Origin of the sequence: Brevundimonas sp. SH203, assembly GCF_002157625.1 — a bacterium.
Taxonomy (GTDB): domain Bacteria; phylum Pseudomonadota; class Alphaproteobacteria; order Caulobacterales; family Caulobacteraceae; genus Brevundimonas.
Map to the genome: position 1 here is coordinate 59,059 of NZ_BDMM01000004.1, position 18,900 is coordinate 77,958.

The 18,900-nt window shown below is 66.0% G+C and carries 21 protein-coding genes; 8 read left to right on the forward strand and 13 right to left on the reverse strand.

The window, feature by feature from the left end; translation table 11 throughout:
• Positions 1-511: 511 nt before the first annotated feature.
• Positions 512-1,270 (forward strand): hypothetical protein, encoded by a 759-nt coding sequence (locus SH203_RS15320; RefSeq protein ID WP_143275717.1) that lies wholly within the window; start codon positions 512-514, stop codon positions 1,268-1,270.
• Between the two features lie 92 nt (positions 1,271-1,362).
• Complete coding sequence (locus SH203_RS09715) at positions 1,363-1,848, forward strand: peptidase S1 (protein ID WP_234989457.1); 486 nt, start codon at positions 1,363-1,365, stop codon at positions 1,846-1,848.
• A 70-nt stretch (positions 1,849-1,918) separates the two neighbouring features.
• Here SH203_RS09715 and SH203_RS09720 read toward each other — a convergent pair whose 3' ends face one another.
• Entirely contained in the window at positions 1,919-3,028 is a 1,110-nt protein-coding gene (locus SH203_RS09720; RefSeq protein ID WP_087120740.1) for a hypothetical protein, read from the reverse strand.
• A 338-nt stretch (positions 3,029-3,366) separates the two neighbouring features.
• Here SH203_RS09720 and SH203_RS09725 point away from each other — a divergent pair, with 338 nt between their 5' ends.
• Positions 3,367-3,789 carry a hypothetical protein gene (locus tag SH203_RS09725; protein ID WP_087120741.1) on the forward strand — a complete coding sequence of 141 codons (423 nt, stop codon included), beginning with the start codon at positions 3,367-3,369 and terminating at the stop codon, positions 3,787-3,789.
• A gap of 25 nt (positions 3,790-3,814) precedes the next feature.
• Here SH203_RS09725 and SH203_RS09730 read toward each other — a convergent pair whose 3' ends face one another.
• From SH203_RS09730 to SH203_RS09745, 4 genes are all read right to left on the reverse strand, one after another.
• Entirely contained in the window at positions 3,815-4,177 is a 363-nt protein-coding gene (locus SH203_RS09730) for a helix-turn-helix domain-containing protein (RefSeq protein WP_200808890.1), read from the reverse strand.
• A 30-nt stretch (positions 4,178-4,207) separates the two neighbouring features.
• A complete protein-coding gene (locus SH203_RS09735) occupies positions 4,208-4,612 on the reverse strand; it encodes a hypothetical protein (protein WP_087120742.1) in 405 nt (134 codons plus the stop codon).
• A gap of 21 nt (positions 4,613-4,633) precedes the next feature.
• Complete coding sequence (locus SH203_RS09740; RefSeq protein ID WP_087120743.1) at positions 4,634-4,999, reverse strand: hypothetical protein; 366 nt, start codon at positions 4,997-4,999, stop codon at positions 4,634-4,636.
• 89 nt (positions 5,000-5,088) lie between these two features.
• Positions 5,089-5,640, reverse strand: coding sequence for a helix-turn-helix transcriptional regulator (locus tag SH203_RS09745; RefSeq protein ID WP_087120744.1), 552 nt, complete (start codon positions 5,638-5,640; stop codon positions 5,089-5,091).
• A 358-nt stretch (positions 5,641-5,998) separates the two neighbouring features.
• On the opposite strand from SH203_RS09745, the gene SH203_RS09750 reads away from it, so the two are divergent.
• The gene (locus tag SH203_RS09750) at positions 5,999-6,352 is read left to right on the forward strand and encodes a helix-turn-helix domain-containing protein (protein WP_087120745.1); all 354 of its coding nucleotides are present in this window, start codon (positions 5,999-6,001) and stop codon (positions 6,350-6,352) included.
• Positions 6,353-6,379: 27 nt separating this feature from the next.
• Here the strand turns inward: SH203_RS09750 and SH203_RS09755 are convergent, their stop codons facing one another.
• The 4 genes from SH203_RS09755 to SH203_RS09770 form a co-directional block, all read right to left on the reverse strand.
• A complete protein-coding gene (locus tag SH203_RS09755) occupies positions 6,380-6,730 on the reverse strand; it encodes a hypothetical protein (RefSeq protein ID WP_087120746.1) in 351 nt (116 codons plus the stop codon).
• A gap of 3 nt (positions 6,731-6,733) precedes the next feature.
• Positions 6,734-7,195, reverse strand: a complete 462-nt coding sequence (locus SH203_RS09760; RefSeq protein WP_087120747.1) for a hypothetical protein — start codon at positions 7,193-7,195, stop codon at positions 6,734-6,736.
• A gap of 14 nt (positions 7,196-7,209) precedes the next feature.
• Entirely contained in the window at positions 7,210-7,479 is a 270-nt protein-coding gene (locus tag SH203_RS09765) for a hypothetical protein (protein WP_234989458.1), read from the reverse strand.
• Between the two features lie 100 nt (positions 7,480-7,579).
• The gene (locus SH203_RS09770) at positions 7,580-8,026 is read right to left on the reverse strand and encodes a helix-turn-helix transcriptional regulator (RefSeq protein ID WP_087120749.1); all 447 of its coding nucleotides are present in this window, start codon (positions 8,024-8,026) and stop codon (positions 7,580-7,582) included.
• A 159-nt stretch (positions 8,027-8,185) separates the two neighbouring features.
• On the opposite strand from SH203_RS09770, the gene metK reads away from it, so the two are divergent.
• Positions 8,186-9,388 (forward strand): methionine adenosyltransferase, encoded by a 1,203-nt coding sequence (gene metK / locus SH203_RS09775; protein WP_087120750.1) that lies wholly within the window; start codon positions 8,186-8,188, stop codon positions 9,386-9,388.
• A 9-nt stretch (positions 9,389-9,397) separates the two neighbouring features.
• Here metK and SH203_RS09780 read toward each other — a convergent pair whose 3' ends face one another.
• The 4 genes from SH203_RS09780 to SH203_RS15530 all read right to left on the reverse strand — a co-directional run bounded on the left by SH203_RS09780 (position 9,398) and on the right by SH203_RS15530 (position 15,032).
• A complete protein-coding gene (locus SH203_RS09780; RefSeq protein WP_087120751.1) occupies positions 9,398-10,669 on the reverse strand; it encodes a pentapeptide repeat-containing protein in 1,272 nt (423 codons plus the stop codon).
• A 64-nt stretch (positions 10,670-10,733) separates the two neighbouring features.
• On the reverse strand, positions 10,734-11,363 hold the full coding sequence (locus SH203_RS09785) for a bifunctional diaminohydroxyphosphoribosylaminopyrimidine deaminase/5-amino-6-(5-phosphoribosylamino)uracil reductase RibD (protein ID WP_087120752.1): 630 nt from the start codon (positions 11,361-11,363) through the stop codon (positions 10,734-10,736).
• Positions 11,360-12,073, reverse strand: a complete 714-nt coding sequence (locus SH203_RS09790; RefSeq protein ID WP_087120753.1) for a 2,3-diphosphoglycerate-dependent phosphoglycerate mutase — start codon at positions 12,071-12,073, stop codon at positions 11,360-11,362. Before SH203_RS09790 ends, SH203_RS09785 begins: the two co-directional genes overlap by 4 nt.
• Positions 12,074-12,299: 226 nt before the next feature.
• Positions 12,300-15,032: a TonB-dependent receptor gene (locus SH203_RS15530; protein WP_087120754.1), complete on the reverse strand. Its 2,733-nt coding sequence runs from the start codon at positions 15,030-15,032 to the stop codon at positions 12,300-12,302.
• A gap of 338 nt (positions 15,033-15,370) precedes the next feature.
• Here SH203_RS15530 and rpsT point away from each other — a divergent pair, with 338 nt between their 5' ends.
• The 3 genes from rpsT to dnaN all read left to right on the forward strand — a co-directional run bounded on the left by rpsT (position 15,371) and on the right by dnaN (position 18,884).
• Positions 15,371-15,640, forward strand: coding sequence for a 30S ribosomal protein S20 (gene rpsT / locus SH203_RS09800; RefSeq protein WP_087120755.1), 270 nt, complete (start codon positions 15,371-15,373; stop codon positions 15,638-15,640).
• Positions 15,641-16,112: 472 nt separating this feature from the next.
• The gene (gene dnaA, locus SH203_RS09805; RefSeq protein WP_087120756.1) at positions 16,113-17,570 is read left to right on the forward strand and encodes a chromosomal replication initiator protein DnaA; all 1,458 of its coding nucleotides are present in this window, start codon (positions 16,113-16,115) and stop codon (positions 17,568-17,570) included.
• Between the two features lie 195 nt (positions 17,571-17,765).
• A complete protein-coding gene (gene dnaN / locus SH203_RS09810) occupies positions 17,766-18,884 on the forward strand; it encodes a DNA polymerase III subunit beta (RefSeq protein WP_087120757.1) in 1,119 nt (372 codons plus the stop codon).
• The last annotated feature ends 16 nt before the right edge of the window (positions 18,885-18,900 follow it).

Below are 18,900 nucleotides of genomic sequence, written 5' to 3' on the forward strand. Positions count from 1 at the left end.
CGCCGAGCTTAAGTCGATTCCGTAATGAGGGGGTCGGGTGTTCGAGTCACCTAAGCGGCACCACCTTTCCAAAGCATCGTTAGCTTTGACGCCCGGCAGGGATAAGCCGGAAGGCGCTTCCGCTTGGGAGTTGCGTGGGTGTGCGGTGGGGAGGACCCAAGGCCGCTCCTGCTGATTGCCGCATCTGGTTTGCCTCATGGGACAACTCGCTGTCTTGGGCGCTTGCTACAGATGCGTCGTCCAATGTGCTTCGGACACAATGGAAATTGGGCTGTTTTCGTCGCACAAGTCGATACCTGTAGTCTTTCGTCGCCGAGTAATGAATGTTTCCGTGACTCGGTCGGGTAGGCGACGGCGACAAATACCTGGGTCTTGCGGTTCAATCCGCCATCGCGGCCGCCGCGCTCCGCCTGCATCCCCGCTTGACCTTCCCCCCGCAGGGGGATGAGCGAGGCGCCAGACTGTCTTCATATCGCGATCATGGGGTCAGGCGTGGCCCGGAGGTGCGATCATGATGGGGTTTGTCGTCGGCGCAATCGCGGCCCTGACGGTTTCAGGCGGGGTTCCGGTCCAGGAACCAGCGCCTTTGCTGATCTGGCAAGATCAGACGCTTTTTCTTCCTCCACCCGCCGACACGCCGCTTTACAGCGTCAAGGTGGGATGGGGCCGCATGTCGGAATGGACGCCTTGGGTCAACGGCGAGCAGGCATCTGAAAGGATAAGACGAATAGTCCGCCCAGAGCCTTTCGAGGTTGAAGGTTTTGACGACGCCGATCAGACACTGAATGTCCGAACTTCTGCCTACGGACGATCTCTATTACAAAGATCGCTCGTTCAAGTTTTCAATCCCGTCGATGAGTATGCATGGGGCAGTGAAACCTGCGACAGGACCTTTGTGACATTCAAGGTGGGTGCAAGCGCCCCGCCTGTGGAGCCAGTATCCAGAAATCGCAATTGGTTATGTCCCCACGGCGAACAGGTGGACACGGAACGAAATCTGATTGTGGAGGGGTTGGACGGGCAAGGACGCCGGATCTTCGTCGCCCTGTCAGACGACCCCCGTTGGAACATCCATGAGACGGGTGATTCATCGGGTCGGATCGAACTCCTGCGACGCGGCCGTGACGATGCCCCCGAGACCCATGTCGAGTTCACAGTCGCGCCGTTCGGGGACGATCTGGCCCAGCTCAAGATTTGGCAGTTCGAAGCGGACGGAGAAAGCCGGGTGATCGCTACCGTCGATATGACCCACCCCGCGCCGACGGACTAGGCCTTCCACCCTGTGAGCCGGCGGCAGATCCGGTTTCCCAAGACCGTCCGAAGCATCGGACGTATTCCCATGCGCACAGATACGGATCAAAGATGAAATCTCTGGCATCGTCGACAATGACTTCGGTCGTTCTTTCAGCCTGTTTCGCCCTTGGCGGCGTCGGCTATGCATCGGCCCAGAACGTCAATGGGACACCCACGTTTGGCAGGGCGACGCTGACTGCGGGATTCACCCCGGACCCCCATCGGGTCAACGTCTATGCGGGGGGCTCGATCGACGTTTATAAGGACACCAGTCTTCCTGCGGCCTGTGTCGGCGCCATCGCATCGGCGCCGGATTACAGCGTCACCTATACGGCGGGGAGCCTTCCGTTGGTGTTCCGCACGCTTTCCAACGCCGACACCACGCTCGTCATCAATGGACCAGACGGACGTTGGTATTGCGACGACGACAGCTATGGGGACGGCGACGCCCAGGTTCGGTTCCAGAACCCGCAAAACGGCAGATACGACATCTGGGTGGGCGCTCTCGGCGTCACGGGCGCCAACGCGACCCTGCTCGTCACCGAAACGCCCTGACGAGTTCAGGGGACAGGCGGCTGTTTGCGTTGGGATTTCGTTCCCTGGAGTTGTTGTCGCGGAGGCTGGATCAGCAGAAAATGGGAGCGAGCAGTCTCATCAAGCTCGCTTCCCCGGACACGCCGCATTTGGCTTGAAGCGCCTTGATCTGCCCCCGCACGGTTTCCGGCGTGACGTCTCTCTCATTCGCCACGTCGGCTCGGCTTTTGCCTTCGAACAGACGCAAGGCGATGTCGGCCTCCGCCGCTGTCAGGCCATAAAGCGTTCGGAGCAATTGCAATGAACCCACACGGTCACGACGGGGTGCATTTGCAACGAGGACAGCGTGGGGCAATCGCCCCAAGGACCAGGCCGGCTGAGGCAGTCGGAACCCTTCGATCACCAGAGCAGGCTCCGTCGGAGGCCGATGGATGAGAACCCGCAAGCTCTTGACGCCGCCCTGGCGTGTCAGCGCATCGATCGCCCCGCGTAGAGACAGCGGCGCGCCCTCGGCGTCCAGGCTGCCCCCCGACAGTCGGATATCTCCCCGACTCAGCAAGGCGTCGGCCGTCGCCGTGCGCGCAATCAAGCGACCGCGATGATCCAGAATGAACGCACAGACCCCGACCGCCTCATACGCCCCTGACAGAAACCGCGCCTGCTCGCCTTCGAGGCGTTCCTGAAGCCTGACCGCACGCCGTGCGGCCTCCGCGGCCTGGGCGAACACACGCCTCTGGGCAGGCGTGCTCCGGCCCTCACGACGTTTGCGAAGGGTGGCGAGACCGACCAGGCCGAAGTTGTCCAACACCAGATTGGTCTGACACCCGAACGGCACATCGATTTCGTCGCACCAATCGACGTATTCGCGCGTCGGCAACTGTGAAATCGCCTCGTCGTAGTGACGCTCGTAGACAAGAGGGTCGTAAAACCCGCGTTCGATCTCGCGTGTGGAGGCCGCGATCCGAAAATTCGCGTTCGGCGATCCCCCGCCTACATCGACGAACTTCCTGAAGGCCCAGTCTTCGAAATTGGTCGCCAGGTTGAACTCGATGTCTCGCCCCCCGCCGATCCCGATCAATTGACCGTGCGAGGCGCCGGTTTGACGCGCCATGAGGTCCAGCGCCTCCATCCACCGGTCCGGCTGCAAAGCGGCCGCCATGAAGACGTCGTCCCAATCCGGCTGATGCGCTTCCATATCCATCCGCCCCCAGCAGCGCCTGTTCGCTGAAATCCGGCGAAAGCCGCCCCGTACCAAACTCTACTGTTTGCAGAGCCGCGCAGCGCCCGCAACCAAGCCTGGGCGTCCATCGAATGATGCGCATTCAAACTTGCCGATGGAACGGCGGTTGAAATGCACCGACCAACCTCCGTTAGCTCAACGATCCGGGCCAGCTTTCATCCCCCTGAGAGGGGATGAAACCCATGCGTCGATCTACGACCTTGCATCCTGCGGCACCGCCCTACCCGAGGAATTCAAACATGCGCCTTCTACGATCCAGCCTCATCGCCTTGGGAGCGACCTTCGCTTGCGGCTCCGCCATGGCTCAGGAATCGGACTGGCATTGGGTCTGTTTCTCGGAGGTCGATGCCTCGCAGGGCGTCGGCATGCGAATGACGCTGCTCGGCCCCGCTCTGCGACGCAATATCGTGCACAATATCTACTTCACCGAGTTCACGACGCCGGCCTCGCAGCGAGACCAACAAACCAACTATGAAATCGGCTATGCGGCGGCCCTGACCCAAGCGGGTTATAGCGGCGTATCCTCTGCGAGCTGTGCGGCGTTCAACTCGATCGCCGGCGCGGAGAACCGGAAAGCCTGGTTGCGCGAGCCGGCGACGGGCGGTGGCGGCTCGGTCCGAATGACCTTCAACAATATTCCCGTAAGCTGGGCGCCTGAAGTCAAAGCGCCCGCGCCCTCACCGACCGCCCAGAAGAATGCGCCCGATACGCCCGCGACCTAGCGCCGCCGCACGGCGCATTACGGCGCTATCGCCGCACGTCCGCCAACGCGCGCGCCGTGGTCAACAGGGCGTCTTGCTGACGCTTGCCCATCTTGTCGTAGAGACCGGCGAGTTCGCCCAGCACATCCTGGCGTCCAGGCTGCGCGGCGTCGGCGTCGGCCTTGGGGTAGAAGTCGGTGACGGAGCAGTTCAGGGCCGCGGCGGCGCGGGCGAGCGTCGAGGCCGCCATCCGGTTGACGCCCTTCTCGTATTTTTGGACTTGCTGGAACGTCACGCCGAGCGCGCCGGCCAGTTCAGCCTGCGTCAGTCGAGCCGTCGTGCGGAGCGCCTTGAGTTGCGCCCCCACATGAATGTCGATCGGGTCGAGGTCGTCACGTTGCATCGTCATCGGCATAATCCCATCGTCGCCACCACGCTTCTATAGCGAAGGTTGTCTGCCGCGCCAGATGACGCCTGTCAAAAGTGCGGCGATGACCGCGATGTTCCAGACATAATAGGCCGAGACATAGGCCCACTGCTCCAACGCCCGATTGCTGGCGAAGGCGTAGTGGGTCGCCAGGATCAACAGTTGGAAGCCCGCAGCCGCCTGGGTCCAGCGTCGGCCGGATCGCAGGGCCGCGTACAGGAGGAACAGGAACACCATTCCATCGGCGACGACAGCCATCCAAGGGGTTTCGCGATGATCGAAAGGACCGAGAGCCGTCAAAAGCCAGGCGAGCCCCAGCACGCTGGCGACCGCCCGCTCCCACCCTCCTCCTCGCCAGAAGGCGAGCAAGGCGACGACGATCAGAAATCCCAGGGTGATGAGGTAGATGGGCGACATGACCCCATCACCCTGTCTGATTCAGGCGGCGTCCTCAACGACGCGCAGCCCCGTCGCCCTGGTCACACGCGGCACGGGGTCGTCCTGCTTGTCCAGCCCGCCCAGCCGAATGGAGCGGAAGCGGGTGCGTCCCTTCACCTCGGCCAGCGCCTCGTGCAAATCCACCATCGCGCTCTGGGCCTCGATCTGAGCGGCGAGCGCCCGGGCCAGGGCGTCGAAGGCGGGCTGGCCCACCGTTGCGGACAGACCGGCTTCCCGGCGGCTGCGCGTCATGACCTGTGTCAGTCGACCCAGGCGTTGAATGGATTGGTCCTGCCCGGCCTCGGCTTGAAGCAGGGCGTGTTGAAGACGAGCGGCGATGGCCGTCGCCTGGTCGGCGCGTTTCATTTCTCTGGTCCGATGATGAGCCGGGGCTCAGCCGCCGTAGCGCAGTTTCTGCAGCAGGAAGGCGAACTGTTCCGCCCCGGCGAGGGCGGTCACAATCCAGGCTGCAGCGGCGGCGACGCCGAAGACAACGAGGATGCTGCCGAGTTGCCGGTATCGACGGGCTGAACTTCACGTCCATCATGGCCGAGGCGATGTAGAACATCTCGGTCATGACCGCGCCGGGCGTCAGGAAAACCGCTTGCTTGCGCGTTCCCTCGACCAGGTGCCGGACCATCATCCGTTTCGTATCCGTTGTCGCCAGACCCATGAGAATGGTCTCCATCTCGCGCCAACTGACCGGCGGAATGGTGTCGTCGATAAGCGTCATGAGGCCTCCCTTCAGCCGCCTCATTCAGCGCGACAACGGTCGCTCCAGCCATTGGGAGCGTCTCGGGGTGCGAATGGTTCGGTAGGGTTTCCAGCGCCGCCAGCGCGAGGGCGGCGGCGATCCGGTTCTCCACCTGAAGCTTGCGCGCCGCATTCTCGCAATGTTTGTCCACCGTGCCCGGCTTGATGCCGAGCGCGCGAGCGATCTGCTTGGAATTATGGTGTGCGTGAACCAGCCGCAGGCATTCGCGCTCGCGTTCCGTCAGCATCTCCATGGACTGCGGCACAGGCTCTCCGTCTCCTCGATCTCCACTGAACTTTCACCCGCGCGAGCGCCTTAGACAACACCCTCTGGGATAGAGGTGGGTAGAGGGCGTCAAACACCCCATGCAGGTCTGGCGCAGGTCGAAATTCGGGCCGTTCCCCCGCTGACGATGACGAACGAGGAGACACGTGAATCCCGTCTCAAGCCCGTCTGGAAGTCGGCGGATTGCAAACGATACCATCCAGATATCCCTGGAGTTGAATTTCGCCTATTCGGCGCAGGTAACACCCCTTAGGTTGCACGCTTTGGCTTGACGCGCGGGGCGTTTTGGGGCCTTGGCACCGCATCAGATCTGACCGTAGGCCCACATGAACGACGCAGTTGATCCCGTTGACATCGCCATTGGCGGACGCATCCGCGCGCGTCGCGAGGAACTTCGCATCACCCAGGCCCAACTGGCCGCCGGCGCGGGCGTCACGTTCCAGCAGATTCAGAAGTACGAGCGGGGCGTCAACCGCGTGTCCGCCGCTCGCCTTCTGCAGATCGCCTCGGTCCTGAAGTCGACCGGGGCGGCCCTGTTGGGCGAGTTGGAGACGGCCGAGGGCGACGAGCTTGCGCTGGCCGCGCCGGGCGTTTCCGAGCTGCTGGCGGCCTTCCGCGGCATTCAGGACCCCGCTCAGCGCGACGCCCTGTTGACCGTCGCCAAGGGGCTGCGCGGCTGATCGGCCACGCCTTCCTGACGTCCTAAATCAGACCTTGGCCTGACGCAGCAGCCGCTCGACCGGCTGATCGTCGCCTTCGCCCGTCGCATGATCGGCCAGCCAGCGCTGGACGGCCGTGAGGGCGCGAAGGTCCAGACCGTCCGAACGGCCGGCGTCGATCATGTTCTGACGCACCACTTCCAGCATGCAGGCCGCCTCGGCGGCGTTGACCGGCGTGTGATTGAGCAGGCGCGGCTCGGCCTCGACCATGGGGCCCAGATCCAGTTCGGCCAGCAGGTTCTCGGGACTGCCCGACACGCCCACCTTTTCGGCCATGGCCGCGGTGTCGAACCAGGAGCGAAAGAGGGGCAAAAAGCCCTTGGCGGGTTCGGTGATCACGTTTCAGATCCTTTGAGGAACGCCGCCGGGTCTGGCCCGCAGCGATGAAGGAGAACGGGCGTAGGGCGCGCGACGGGCTTCCCAGACGCCGAAGAGAGCCAAGAACATGATCTCGACCCAGACGGTCATGCGCGCGGTGACGATGGACCAGGTCAGCGCGCCAGGTCCTAACAGCGACGACAGATGGGTGACGAAGGCCAGCACCTGGGCGCCGGCGGCCAGCAACAGCCACCACCGATCATAGCGAAGGGCGAGCCTGACCAGCAGAACCAGCAGGCCCAGAGAGATCGCCGCGACCGCCCATCGGAATTGACCGATGACCAAATGATCGACCCAGCCCGACAGAATCTGGGTGAGAAACAGACCCAGAGCGGCTTCACGCTCAGGCCGTCGCCCCTTCCAGACCAAAAGGCAAAGGGCGACCACCGTCACACCCCAGCCGAACATAAACAACGGCGAGGGCATGGGGTCGCTTCCGATCAGGCGGCCAGTTTGACGACGTCGAGATGGGCGGTCGGCTTGGGATCGGTCTTGCTCTCGCCCATCCCATCCATGCGCCAGCCGATGCCGTGATCGTCAGCGACCGTCGCCAGATCGGCATGACCGGCGACGACGCTGGCGCGCACGGTGGCCAGTTGGCCCAGGCCTGCGATGATATGTTCGATGGCCGATTGCCCCACCTCGGCCGCCAGACGGCTCTCAACACGGCCCTCCAGAGAGGTCTGCACTAGGCGGCAAACCTCGATCATGGCCTGGTCGATCGCATGTTCCGCTGTGCGGACTTGTCGTGCGACCCTGACGCCAACCTGCATATTTCTCATTGGTCGATCCTTTAGAATGATGTCCGCGTCAGCGAGCCCATTCGGGAGCGATCCGGTCGAAAAGCGCGGGCACCCCCAAGCCTGCCGTCACGATCCCGAGGGCGAGCAGCAGGGCGACGACAGCGCCGGCGGTTATGACCCCCAACCGCGCGCCGATCCCGCGAGGCGGGGAAGGCAGAGGCCAAGACGACAAGACTTCGACACTGTCGTCGACCGACTGTTCAGCCGACGCCGGATCAACTGGCCCGGAATCGACCGGCTCGGGAATGAGTATCGAAGCCTCTGAGTAGGCGATACTCAGTCGGCGCGCGGCCAGTTTGCGATCGGACACGCCCAGTTTGGCGTAGGCGCGGTGCAGGTGATTGCCGACCGTGCGGGGAGAGATGCCCAGACGCGCAGCGATCTCCTTGTCCTCCAGGCCCTGGCCGGCAAGGTGGACGCACTCGCTCTCTCTCGTCGTCAGGCTGTCGGGCATCTGATCTCCAGCGCCCTGTTTACCGTATTTAACAGAGGTGTCAGCCGCCTTGGCTGCCCATGCGGGCAATAAACATCGGCGTTTTCGCGCCGTCGGATCACTTGAACATATAAGCATATCTTTATATGTCTGACAGCCAGACACAGACAGGAGCCTCTCTTGGCCGCTCGTTCCTCCTTCCTCTTCACCTCGGAAAGCGTTTCCGAGGGGCACCCCGACAAGGTCGCGGATCGCATCTCGGACACCGTCGTCGACGCCTTCCTGTCCAAGGACCCGGAAGCGCGCGTGGCGTGCGAGACCCTGGTCACGACCCAGCGCATCGTGCTGGCCGGAGAGGTGCGCGCGACCCAGCCGGGCAACACCAAGGAACAGAACGAAGCCTTCACCCAGGGCATCATCGACAGCCTGGAGCCGCTGGTCCGCGCGGCGGTCAAGGACATCGGCTATGAGCAGGACGGCTTCCACTGGGAGACGGCCGACTACGCCTGTCACCTGCACGCCCAGTCGGCCGACATCGCCGTCGGCGTCGATTCGACCAACGAGAAGGACGAGGGCGCGGGCGATCAGGGGATCATGTTCGGCTATGCGTCGAACGAGACGCCCGAGCTGATGCCGGCGACCCTGCAATACAGCCACAACATCCTGAAGCGTCTCGCCGAGGTGCGTCACGCCGGCGGCAGCCTGCTGGAGCCGGACGCCAAGAGCCAGGTGACGATCGAATACGAGGACGGCAAGCCAAAGCGCGCGGCCTCCATCGTGCTGTCGACCCAGCACGCCGCCGGCAAGGCCGCCGAGGTCGAGGCGTTCGTCAAACCGATCATCCTCGACGTGCTGCCCGAAGGCTTCACCGACGAGAACACCGTCTGGCACATCAATCCGACCGGCATCTTCGAGATCGGCGGACCTGACGGCGACGCCGGCCTGACCGGCCGCAAGATCATCGTCGACACCTACGGCGGCGCGGCGCCCCACGGCGGCGGCGCCTTCTCGGGCAAGGACCCGACCAAGGTGGACCGTTCGGCCGCCTACGCCTGCCGCTACCTGGCCAAGAACGTGGTCGCCGCGGGTCTGGCCGACCGCTGCACCATCCAGATCTCCTACGCCATCGGCGTGGCCAAGCCCCAGTCGATCCACGTCGACCTGCACGGCACGGGCAAGATTTCCGAGGCGGTGCTGGAAGACAGGATTCTGGACCTGATCGGCGGGGCCACGCCGCGCGCCATCCGCCAGCATCTGGGCCTGAACAAGCCCATCTACGCTCGCACGACGGCCTATGGCCATTTCGGCCGCGAGCCGGACACCGAGGGCGGGTTCAGCTGGGAAAAGACCGATCTGGTCGATCAACTCAAGGCGCTGGCCTAAGGGCGAACGTCAGGCGGCCTGGTCGTCCACGATCAGGCCGCGCACGCCCGTCAGATTGGCTTCGGTCAGATCGATCTGACGGGTGTGGGCGCCGTGCAGGATCGCCCGACCCAGATCGGCCCCGGCCAGCACCGCCCGTTTCAGATCGGCGCCCGACAGGTCCGCGCCGCGCAGGACGGCCCCCGTCAGATCGGCCGGCATCAGCCGGTCCGCCGCGATCAGAAGCGGGCCCAGCTGCGCCTCGCGCAGGTCCGCCCCGCTCAACCGCGCGCCCTTCAGACGCGCCCCGCGCAGATCGGCGCGCCGCAGCCGGGCGGACCTGAGGTCGGCGTTCTCCAGCTGGGCGCCCTGCAGTTGCACCCCCTCCATATCGAGACCGTAGAAGACCGCCCCCCTGGCTGACAGGGCCGTCAGGTTCAGTCCGGTGATGGATTTCAGCGGACGCAGATCGACGCCGTCGAAGACGGACGGCTGGCCTTCCGCCCCGCCCGTCTCGCACCAGCGGGCGTGTTCGCGCAGCATCTCGGCCGCCGGCATCCGGTCCACGGATTCGCAGGACGAACGCTTGTCCGTCAGCGCGCCCTGCATGTCCGCCCCGTCGGCGCGCCACAGGGTCGTCTTGCAACCGACCAGGATGGTGTCGCGCAGGTCCGCGCCCGACAGGTCCGCCCCCGACAGATCGGCCCCGGCGAGGTCCGCGCCGCGAAAATCGGCCTGTTTCAGATTGGCGCGGACCAGTTTGCAGTCCTTCATCACCGCCCCGGAAAAGTCGGCCCGCATGGCGATGACGCCCGACATCTTGGAACGCTGCAGATTGGCGCCGGCCAAACAGGCGCCGCTGGCCTCCGTCTCATCGCGTTGACGCGGCTCGATGACCTTGAAACCCAGCTTGGCGTCGGCGGCGGCGATCGTGCCCTCGCGCAGGTCAGCCTCGAACATGTCGGCGCCCGACAGATCGGCCCCGCGCAGACAGGCGCCGCGCAGATCGGCGCGCCGCAGACTGGCCTCGGCCAGGATGGCGTCCTGCATGTCCGCGCCGAAGAAGTTGGCGTTGTCCAGCCTGGCGCCCGTCAGGTCGCAGCCTTCGAGGCAGGCGGCGGCGAAGTCGGCGTCGGACAGGTTGCGGCCCTTCAGGCTGAGGCCCGACAGGTCCATCCAGGCGAAGACCGCGCGGGCGCCGCCGGGCTTGGCCTGGAACAGTCGGTCATGCCGGGCGCAGACCACGTCCAGTTCCGCCTGCGTCAGGCGCCGTCTCACCACAGGTTCCGCAGCCAGGGCCATCGGACCACCTTAAGGCGTGTCGCTTAAGAAGCCTTGAACGGCGCCCCTGACCTTCGGACGCGGCTCAGACGGTCAGCAGGCCCTGTTCGGCCAGCACGTCGGCCAGTTCGCCCGGGCCGGTCCACAGGCGGGTGTAGCCCGCCTCGCCCAGCCGTTTCAGCTCCGTCACCAGATCGGCCTTGGGCGAGGCGACGAAACGGCCGTCGAAGCCGGCGCCGTCCGCGCTGACCCGCACCATGGGCCGGCCGGTCTCCAGCCGGTGCAGGAAGCCTTCGCACAGGGCCTCGCCCTCTTCGCACATCAGGCCGGTCTCGACCGTCAGACCTTGCGCGCGCAACCGCTCGGTGCCGCGCCCCGCGGCGAAGGGCGACGGGTCCAGACAGGCGATGACGACCCGCGCCACGCCCGCCTCGGTCAGGAAGTGGGCGCAGGACTTGCGGCCCGACGACCGGGCGCCGCACGGCTCCAGCGTAACATAGACGGTCGATCCCGCGACATCGGCCCCGCCGCCGGGCACCGCCTGCTCCTCGGCATGGGGGCGGCCGCCCGGCGCCGTGGCGGCCTGGGCGATCACGCGGCCGTCCTTGACGATGACGCAGCCGACGGCCGGATTGGGCCAGGTTTCGCCCATGCGGCCGGTCGCCAGGGCGATGGCCTGGGCCATGAAGCCCCGGTCGGCGTCGGTCCAGCTCATGACGCCTCGGGCAGGGCTTCGGCCCGGTCGGCGTCCAGATAACGCGCCGCCGTCGGCTTCAGTGCGGCGTCCAGATCGATCTCCAACGGGTTGCCGGTCGGGATTTCGACATCGACGATCCGGTCGTCCGGCACGCCGAACAACAGTTTGACGATGGCGCGCAGGGAGTTGCCGTGGGCGGCGATCAGCACGTCCTCGCCCGCCTTCAGGCGCGGCGCGATCTCGGCGTCCCAATAAGGCTTCACCCGGTCCAGCGTCGTCTTCAGGCTTTCGGTGTCGGGGATGGCCTTGCCGGCGTAGCGGGGATCGGCGTTGAAATCGAACTCGCCGCCGGGGGCCAGCGGCGGGGGCGGCACGTCATAGCTGCGGCGCCAGATCCTGACCTGATCCTCGCCGTGCTTCTCGGCCGTCTCGGCCTTGTTCAACCCGGTCAGGCCGCCGTAGTGGCGCTCGTTCAGGCGCCAGTCCTCGATCACCGGCACGTCTTTCAGACCGGCCGACTGCAGGGCCAGGGCGCCGGTGCGTCTGGCGCGCGTCAGGACCGAGGTGAACATGACGGCCGGCTTGAACCCGGCCTGGGCGATCAGTTCGCCGCCGCGACGCGCCTGGGCCTCGCCCTCGGCCGTCAGGTCGACGTCGACCCAGCCGGTGAAGCGGTTTTCGAGGTTCCATTGGCTCTGGCCGTGGCGGAGCAGGATCAGGCGCGGCATTCGGTCGGTCCTTGGGCGTCGGTCTGGCGGGCAGACGGGTCCCTTGCGGGGTAGGCCGCCGCCAGAAATCGGTCAAGGTTCGGCGACGCGGCGCATCCTTGTCGGCGGCCGCGCGGGGGCGTAACCAGACGCCATGTCCGACCGCGTCTTCTTCCCCCTCGCCCTCGGCGCCGCCGCCGTCATGATCGCGGTCGCCGTCGTCTGGCCCTAACGACCCGCGCGCGGGTCAGAACAGGATCTTGCGCAGATTGATGCGGAAGACGCGGCCCTGCGGGTCCAGATAGTCCGACTGATAGTTGATCGGGGTCGCCCCGTCGCTGCTGGTCACGGAAATCCGGTCGTCGAAGATGTTCTGCACCCCGAAACCGATGCGCGTGCCCTTCAGGATCGGGAAACGCTCCACCCACGCCTTGCGCTGGGTCAGGTCGGCGAAGGCGAACAGATTGACCGTCGTGCGGCCCGAGAAGTCCAGATCGGGCGAGCCCGACGCATCGCCGTTGACCCGCGTGCCCGAGCGCCAGTTGGCGTTGACGAAGGCGCCCAGGCCGTTCTTGAACAGACCCGTCTGCAGCTGAACCTCGTGACGGGACTGGCCGCCCGATCCCGAGATGGAATCGCCGTTCAGCAGGTCCAGCGGCGCCAGGCCGTCGCGGATCGTCACCTCGTCCTGAACGCGCCAGGTGTGGGTCAGCGACAGGTTGAACATCCCCTGCCCCGGCTGCATGCCCGGCCCGCGCGCGCCGCGCATCCGCCCCGGAGGGCCGCCGGGGCCGCGCGGTCCGCCAGGACCGGGGCCCATCACCATGCCGGGGCCTCTGCCTGGACCGCCCGGTCCTCGGCCCGCCATCGACGGGTCCGGCTTGCCGAACGGGCGCGAGAAGTTGAAGCCCCATTGAACGTCCTGCTGCTCGCGCTTGAAGAAGTTCAGCGGGCGGGCGTCGATGGACAGCAGGTTGCCGTCCGCATCGCGCACGAACCGATCCGGCAGGGCGGCTTCCAGGTCCGGCGTGATGGCGGGGAAGCCGGCGATCTCGTTGTCCGCCTCGGTGCGGGTATAGGCCAGGTTGAGACGGAAATCCTTGTCCGACACCGGCTGCCAGTTGACGCCCAGCTTCAGGATGCGCCGATCCTCGGCCTTCAGATTGGGATCGCCGCCGGTGATCTGGGTGATCTCGACCGTCCGGCCGGTGTTGAAGTCGAACACCGGCGTATTGGGGGTGGCGACGGTGGGATCGTTCAACTGCTGGACGGTAGGCGCCTTGCCCTCGTCCGAATAGTTGGCCGACAAGGCCAGCCGCTCGACCGGCGACCAGTTCAGGCCCGCGCCCACGGACGACACGCCGCCGAAATCGGACAGTTCCTGATAGGCCAGATTCAGATTGGCCGACAGGTCGCCGATCCCGGACAGGACGCCGCGCTCGACGTTGGAGATCGGCAGGTCGAAATTGGCCTGGACATTGCCCGCGTTGCGCGACTGCGACCGATCCACGGCGACGCCGCCGCGCACGCTTTCGGAATCCAGCGACTGATAGCCGGCGCCGACCTTGAAGGTCGACGTCACCTCGCCCGCCGGCAGTTCGAACGGCCGGCCGTTCAGCACCAGTTCGCCGGTCGCCGTCTGGGCGGTCGACCGGGCGGTGTCGCGCGCCCGCTCGCTCAGCCGGCCGCCGATGTCGCCGAACGGATTGACGGTGGGGTCGTTCGCCGTGATCGCCGCCTGCAAGGCCGTCGCATCCAGGCCGCGCCCGGTCGAAGTGTCGGTGACGACGCGGTTGTAATCGCCCGTCGCGGTCCAGCGCCAATCGCCGAGATAGCCGTCGAACACGGTCCCCAGACCGATGGTGCGGGTATCGGTCTGGCGCGTCAGGGCGTCGGGCCGGTCGACGTAGCGATACAGCAGCACGTCGTCGCCGAACGGCGAGAAGGGGTTGGCGGACGGCAGCGTCAGGGTGACGCCGGGCAGGCCCAGATAGCTGAAGCTGCTGGAATCCTCGATGCTGCCGCTCAGGGTCAGGCCGACCTTGTCGTTCAGGTCGTGCTTGTAGGTGCCGGCGATAGAGGCCTGATCGTTCTGGGGCAGCAGGGTGCGATAGGCGTTCAGGTCGCTCGCGTTCGCCACGCCCGCCGTGGAGACGAAATCGGACAGGGCGGGCGCGCCGCTCGCGGCCGAGCCGGGCACGCCCGCCACATAGACCGTCGATCCCGCCAGGGCCGACAGGGCGGGATCGACGCCGGTGTTGGTCGGATCGACCTGGCCCGCCCTGGGCACGCCCTTCAGGCCCGTGACATTGCCGCGCCCGTCGAACAGGACGCCCGAGGCCGTGCGGTCGATGTTGCGCTCGGTCTCGAACAGGGTGTTGGAGGTCGTGCCGTTGATGTCCAGCGACCAGCGATCCGACCCGGCGATGCGCAGGACGTTGTTCTCGCTGGCGGTCGTGGTGCGCCCCCCCTGTTCAGGCCGACTGACGTTGACCGAGGCGGTCAGCGACTTGAAGTCCGCCTTCAGGACGATGTTCACCACCCGCTGATTGGCGCTGTAGCCATAGGACAGGGCCGTCTCTTCCGGCAGGATGTCGAAACGGTCGATGGCCTCGGGCGGAATGCCCCGGATCTCCCGAAAGCCCGAAATGCGCCGGCCGTTGACCAGAAAGACCGGAGAGCCGCCGCGCGCGCTGCGGGTCTGGGCCTCCAGCAGAGTGACCAGTTCGCCGATGTTGGTCGCGCCGAACGCCTGGATCTGGGCCGTATCATAGGAGACGATCGGCTCCTGCCCGCCCAAGGCCACGCCGCGCCGCGTCGCTGTGACCTCGACGTCGGGCAGGACCACCGTCGGTTCGTCCTGCTGGGACGGAGGCGATACGGCCTGGGGCGCGCTCTGCGGCGCCGTCGTCGGCTCGGCGGCGGGCTGGACGGCGGCAGTAGGGGCCAGCGCGAGAAGCAGAAGCGCGGTCTGGGTCATGGAACGACGATCCGGGAGAAGATTTCAGCGCCCCGTCAGACGGCGCAAACATGGCCTTAAAACGACGCAATTCATGAAGAAACAGAAAGCGTTGCGCGCTTTCAACAGTGTCGAAAAAGCTGCGACGGAAAGGGCGATCCCGCGCGTTCAAGACTATCCGGCCGCATCCGAAACGCGCCCGGCGAGAGTCGTCCGACGCGCCGCGCCGCCCAACCGCAGAGTCGACGGATGAAGACTCCGCGTTGACCGCCTCCGGCCTTTCGGCTATAGGCCCGCCCTCTTGAGATTTCCGCGCCGTGGACGTGTGCTCCGCGGCGTTTTCCGTTCGAAGGTTTGACATGGCCAACAACCCCGGCGCCCGCAAGGCGATCCGCAAGATCGAAGCGCGTACCGAAGTGAACAAGGCGCGCCGTTCGCGCGTCCGCACCTATCTGCGCAAGTTCCAGGAAGCCTTGGCCGGCGGCGACGCCGCCGTCGCCAAGGCCGCCTTCGTGGAAGCCCAATCCGAACTGATGCGCGCCGTCTCCAAGGGCGTCGTTCACAAGAACACCGGCTCGCGCAAGGTGTCGCGCCTGGCCGCCCAGCTGAAGAAGCTGTCGGCCGCCTGAGCCGAAATCAATCTCGCAGACGACGGAACAGCTGTCGCTGTTTCGTTACGGGATTATCAAGCGATTACAACGGCGAAGAAGCAACTGCTTCTTCGCCGTTTTGCGTTTCCGCGCTAAGCCTCAATTGGTCTGAACCCCGCTCGTCGAGCGTCGATCCGTCGAAAATTCCAAGCGGGAACAGGGTTTGACGGAGTCAAACAATTTAACTGCGAATCGACCAACGAATCAGCGTTGACCCTCCCGGCTCGCGGCGTAAGTTTTGGCCTCTAACGCACTTCCATCCCAATACGGATGAAGACGGCGCGGGACTTCAGTTTCGCGTCGGCGGGAGATGTCTGTCCAGGAGCTCGGCCCCGTCCGAAAAGCATCGCTTTTCGGCGCAGGAGAAGTCGTCCCTGAACCATCCCCCTGAAGTGTGGACGGTCAGTTTGGTTATGGAGCGGCGGGCAAGATGGTTGGGGGCGCAACGGCGATGGCGGGCGGAACGAAGACGTCGGGATTGACGGACCCGGACCGCATCTGGAGCGAGGCCTCGGTGCGTCTGCGCGCCGAGATCGGCGACGGCCCCTTCTCGTCCTATATCGCCCCCTCCGCCGTGCGTCTGGACAACGCCGGCGGCCTGATCCTGGTCACGCCCACCGCCTACGCCCGCGACTGGGTGCGCAAGAACGCCCTGCGCCGCATGAACGAGCTGTGGCTGGGTCTGGACGGCCTGTCGCGCCGTCTGGAAGTTCGCTGCCGCGCTGAGGTGGGATCGGCCCCGCCGGCCTCGGCCGTGCTGCCCGGCAATGTGGTGGACGCCACGCCGCGTCTCGCCGCCTTCGCCGCCCCCCAGACCGGCCCGATCGGCGCCGCCTATATCAACGCAGACGGCGCCCGCGCCGTGCGCGCCGCCGGCCTGCAGGACCGCCTGACCTTCGACAGCTTCATCGAGGGTCAGGGCAACGCCTTCGCCCTGGCCATCGCCAAACAGGTGGCCAGCTGGGCCGACGGCCATTTCAATCCGGTCTTCTTCTGCGGCCCCTACGGCTACGGCAAGACCCACCTCTTGAACGCCATCGCCTGGGAGGCCCAGCGCCTGCGCCCCGAGGCCAAGGTGGTCTATCTGACCGCCGAGCGTTTCCTGTCCACCTTCGTCAAGGCCATGCAGGACCGTTCGACCGCCGCCTTCAAGGAAAGCCTGCGGTCGGCCGACATGCTGCTGCTGGACGACGTTCAGTTCGTGGGCGGCAAGACCTCGACCCAGGAAGAACTGCTGTCGACCCTGACCGCCCTGATCGAGGACGGCAAGCGGATCGTCTTCTCGGCCGACCGCGCGCCCATGGCCTTGACCGAGGTCGAACCGCGCCTGCGCAGCCACCTGGCCGCCGGCCTGACCTGCCCGGTCGAGGCGGGCGACCGCGAGCTGAAGATCGCCGTGGCGCAGAACCGTCTGAAGGCCCTTTCGGCCCTCGGCGTCGTCCAGGGCGAGGCCGCGCCCGAGGTGCTGGCCCAACTGGTCGATCGCACCCCCGGCTCGATGCGCGAGCTGGAAGGCGCCGTGAACACTTTAGCCGCCGCCGCCGGTTCGCGTCTGTCGTCGGTGTCGGTTGACGAGGCCTCGACCCTGCTGGGCATGGCGATGCGCGGCGGACCCGAGCGCCGCATCACGGTCGACGAGATCCAGAAGACGGTCGCCGACCACTTCAACATGAAACAGGCCGACCTGCTGAGCGAGCGCCGCACCCGTTCGGTCGCCCGTCCGCGTCAGATCGCCATGTATCTGTGCAAGCAGCACACGACCCGCTCCTATCCCGACATCGGCCGTCGCTTCGGCGGACGCGACCACACCACGGTCCTGCACGGCGTGCGCAAGATCGAGGAGTTGATGCCGCAGGACGACCAGATCGCCCGCGACGTCGAGGCGCTGACGCGCAAGCTGCGGGGCTGATTTCGAGGGACGAGTGGATAGTGGCGAGGGGCGAGCAGCGCGGGATCGACGTCGCGAACGTCCGATTTGTTCACTTATCCACTCGACACTCGCCACTATCCACTCGCCACTTCCTTGCCCTCGCCGCCTGATCCGCTAGTGTCCGAGGTCACTTAACCGCGACCTTTCCGAGTCGGTCGCGCCGGGCGAGACGACATGCAGCTGACCATCGAACGATCCGCGCTCCTCAAGGCCCTCGGCCACGTGCAGAGCGTCGTCGAACGTCGAAACACCATTCCCATCCTGTCCAACGTCCTGCTCAGCGCGGGACGGGATCGCCTGGCCTTCGCCGCCACCGATCTGGACATGGAGATGGTGGACGAGGCCGAGGCCCAGGTGCAGGTCGAGGGCCAGATCACCGCCCCCGCCCACACCCTGTACGAGATCGTCAGGAAGCTGCCGGAAGGCGCCGAGGTCTCGCTGCTCTATTCGGGCGACGATCCGCGTCTGGTCGTCTCGGCCGGTCGGTCGCGCTTCAACCTGCCGGTCCTGCCGGCGGGCGACTTCCCCGTCATGTCCACCGACAGCGCCGGGGCCGCCTATGTCCTGCCCAAAGAAGACCTGGCCCGGCTGATCGACAAGACCCGGTTCGCCGTCTCGACCGAGGAAACGCGCTACTATCTGAACGGCCTCTATCTGCACACGGTCGCCGAACAGGGCATCCCCCTGCTGCGCGCCGTCGCCACCGACGGCCACCGTTTGGCCCTGGCCGAGACCCCGGCGCCGGAAGGGGCTGCGGGCGGTCCCGGCGTCATCGTGCCGCGCAAGACCGTCGATCAGGTCCGCCGCCTGCTGGACGACGCCAGCGGCCCGGTCGAGGTCCAGGTCTCGGCCCAGAAGATCCGCTTCCAGATGGGCGAGGCGTCCCTGACGTCCAAGGTCATCGACGGCGCCTTCCCCGACTATCTGCGCGTCATTCCGCGCGGCAACGACAAACAGGCCGACATCGACAACGCCCTGTTCGCCAAGGCCGTCGACCGGGTCGCCACCATCTCGGCGGAAAAGAGCCGCTCGGTGAAGCTGGCTTTCGACAACGACCGGGTGAAGCTGACCGTGCGCAACATGGAGGCGGGTCAGGCCGAGGAAGAGGTCGAGATCGGCTATTCCGACGAACCGTTCGAGATCGGCTTCAACGCCCGCTATCTGCTGGACGTCGCCGGCCAGATCACCGGCGAAAACGCCGCCTTCCGCTTCGCCGATCCGGCCTCGCCGACCTTGGTGCTCGATCCCGGCGATCCGGGCGTTCAGTATGTGCTGATGCCGTTGCGGGTTTAGTCAGCGGCGAGTGATT